General features: G+C 65.8%; 3 protein-coding genes. All 3 read left to right on the plus strand.

Translation table 11 applies throughout. The annotated features are described in order from the left end of the window. Nucleotides 1–521 precede the first annotated feature (521 nt). From map to pcaD, 3 genes are read left to right on the plus strand one after another with little or no spacing between them, the layout of a single operon-like run. Entirely contained in the window at nucleotides 522–1,349 is an 828-nt protein-coding gene (gene map / locus ACE3S9_RS17725; protein WP_374547802.1) for a type I methionyl aminopeptidase, read from the plus strand. A 30-nt stretch (nucleotides 1,350–1,379) separates the two neighbouring features. Continuing rightward, nucleotides 1,380–2,087, plus strand: coding sequence for a DNA repair protein RadC (radC, locus tag ACE3S9_RS17730; protein ID WP_374547803.1), 708 nt, complete (start codon nucleotides 1,380–1,382; stop codon nucleotides 2,085–2,087). Nucleotides 2,088–2,110: 23 nt separating this feature from the next. Then, nucleotides 2,111–2,890 (plus strand): 3-oxoadipate enol-lactonase, encoded by a 780-nt coding sequence (gene pcaD / locus ACE3S9_RS17735; protein ID WP_374547804.1) that lies wholly within the window; start codon nucleotides 2,111–2,113, stop codon nucleotides 2,888–2,890. The last annotated feature ends 36 nt before the right edge of the window (nucleotides 2,891–2,926 follow it).

Below are 2,926 nucleotides of genomic sequence, written 5' to 3' on the forward strand. Positions count from 1 at the left end.
GCAGGCCGAATCGGCGGACCAGCAGCGCCGAACGCTGGCCGAACCAATGGCCGCCGGCGCTCTGCGTGAAATCCAGCAGGCGACGCAGCGAGCCATGCGGCTGGTAGCGCCCGAACGGGGACAAATCGTTGGCGGGGATCGCGCGCATGAATGGGTTCATACCAGCCCCGTTGCGCCGGGCCAAGCTTTTCGCGTCCTTGGCCGCTCGGCGACGTGCTTTGGGCTAAGTCCCGAACGAACGGGAGCACGACGCCGCGGACGCCCCCGTCATCGCTAGTCTGCCGATTCGCGTCACGGCCATTTCTTCGCGCTTCTGCCGGAACGTGACGCGAAAACGCGAACCCCAAGGACACCGTCATCAACTCAGATGACGACGGCGTGGGATGGCGGACATTTTCAGACTGCCGACATTTTAGGGCTCCCGACTTGCGCCGCGCTGGGTTTGGGCTAAATCTGGAGCCAACGGGCTCGCGAGGCCCCGAACGCTCGCGCTCCATCGAACCCACGGAATCGCTGTCCTGATGACCTTTATCGAAGCCGAAGCCGCGCCGAGCCGCAAGACCGGCCATATCCGAATCCATGGCCCGGAAGCCTTCGAAGGCATGCGCAAGGCGGGAAAGCTGGCGGCGGAAGCGCTCGATCTGATGGTGGAGGCCGCCCAGCCGGGCGTGACCACCGAGGCGCTCGACAAACTGGCCTATGACTTCGGCATGGACAATGGCGCCTATCCGGCCCCGCTCGATTATCGCGGCTATCGCAAGTCGATCTGCACCTCGATCAACCATGTCGTCTGCCACGGCATTCCCGATTCCAAGCCTTTGCGTGACGGCGACATCGCCAATATCGACGTCACCTATATTCTCGACGGCTGGCACGGCGATTCCAGCCGCATGTATTATATCGGCGAGGTTCCGCGCCGGGCGCAGCGCCTGTGCGAAGTGACCTATGAAGCCCTGTTGCGCGGCATAGCCGTGGTCAAGCCGGGCGCCACCACCGGCGATATCGGCTACGCCATCCAGACCTATGCCGAATCCGAGCGCTGCTCGGTGGTGCGCGAATTCTGCGGCCACGGCCTCGGTCGGCTGTTCCACGACGAGCCCAATATCCTGCATTACGGCCAGCGCGGCCAGGGCGTGACGCTGCGCGAGGGCATGTTCTTCACCATCGAGCCGATGATCAATCTCGGCAAGCCGCAAGTGAAGATCCTGGCGGACGGCTGGACCGCCGTGACCCGCGACCGCTCGCTCTCGGCGCAATTCGAACACGCAGTCGGCGTGACCGCCGAGGGCTGCGAGATCTTCACGCTGTCGCCGCGCGGCCTGAGCTGCCCGCCCTATTCCGCCGCCTGACCCGACGCCAAGCCCCTTCCGGAGAGCCCGGTGGACCAGCAGCCGACGCCAGCTTCGCCCAGCGCGGAATCGCTCAACGCCGGCCATCGCGAAAGGCTGCGCGCGCGCTTCCTGAAGGGCGGCGCCGACGGGCTGCACGATTACGAATTGCTGGAACTATTGCTGTTCCGCGCCATTCCGCGCCGGGACGTCAAGCCTATCGCCAAGATCCTGCTGCAGCGCTTCGGCTCCTTCGCCGAAGTGATCGCGGCGCCGCCGGCGCGGCTGAAGGAAGTGGATTTCGTCGGCGATTCCGTCGTCACCGAATTCAAGATCGTCGAGGCGGCGGCGCTGCTGCTCGCCCGGCAATCCATGAAGAAGCGGCTTGAGCTCGGCTCCTTCGCGCAGGTGGTCGATTATTGCCGGGGCGCGATGGCCTTTCGCGAGACCGAGGAATTCCGCATCCTGTTCCTCGACAAGAAAAACGGCCTGATCGCCGACGAGGTGCAGGGGCGCGGCACGGTGGACCATACGCCGGTCTATCCGCGCGAGGTGATCCGGCGGGCGCTGGAACTGAACGCCAGCGCGTTGATTCTGGTCCATAATCACCCGTCCGGCGATCCGACGCCCTCGACCGCCGACGTGACCATGACCGAAACCATCGCCGATCTCGCCCGCCCGCTCGGCGTCAAGCTGCACGATCATCTGATCGTCGGGCGCAACGGCCACGCCTCCATGCGGGCTATGAAACTGATCTGAGCAACTGATCTGAGGATTTCGCGATGGCAAAGGTGAAAATCGGCGCCCTGTCGCTCAATGTCGCGACCGAGGGCGACAGCAAGGCTCCGGCGCTGGTGCTCGCCCATCCGCTCGGGGCCGATCTGACCGTGTGGGATGAACTCGCGCCGGCGCTGGCGCGAAAATTCTTCGTCGTGCGTTTCGACGCGCGCGGCCATGGCGGCTCCGACGTTCCGCCCGGCCCTTACAGCCTCGGCGATTTCGGCGCCGATGTCCTCGCCTTGCTGGACGCTTTGGCGATCGGGCGAGCGCATTTTCTGGGCCTTTCGATGAGCGGCGCGGTCGGCCAGTGGCTAGCGATTCATGCGTCCGAACGGCTGGACAGGCTCGTGCTCGCCAATACCGCGCTGCACTTTCCCACGCCTGACTCCTGGAACGCCCGCATCCGCACCGCGCGCCGGAGCGATATGACGGGGCTCGCCGCCGCCGTGATCGAGCGCTGGCTGACGGCCGGCTTCCGCACCGCTCATCCGGAAAAAACCGAGCAGATCCAGAGTGTTCTCGGTAAAACCTCGGCCGAGGGCTATGCCGCGAGCTGCGCCGCCTTGCGCGATCTCGACCTGCGCGACGCCATCCGCGCCGCGTCGCCGCTGCCCGCTCTGGTCTTGACCGGTGACGTGGATCCATCGACGCCGCCGGCGCTCGGCGAAGCCCTCGCGCGCGCCCTGCCCGGCGCGCGGCTCGCGCGCCTGCCGGGCGCGCATCTCGCCTGCGTCGAATCGAGAGAGGCTTTTCTCGCCGCGGTATCCGAATTCCTCGGCTAAGCCATCAACGTGTTGATGAAATCGCGCGCCTCGGCC

Origin of the sequence: Rhodoblastus sp. (assembly GCF_041915505.1) — a bacterium.
In the GTDB taxonomy this organism is placed as follows: Bacteria; Pseudomonadota; Alphaproteobacteria; order Rhizobiales; family Beijerinckiaceae; genus Rhodoblastus.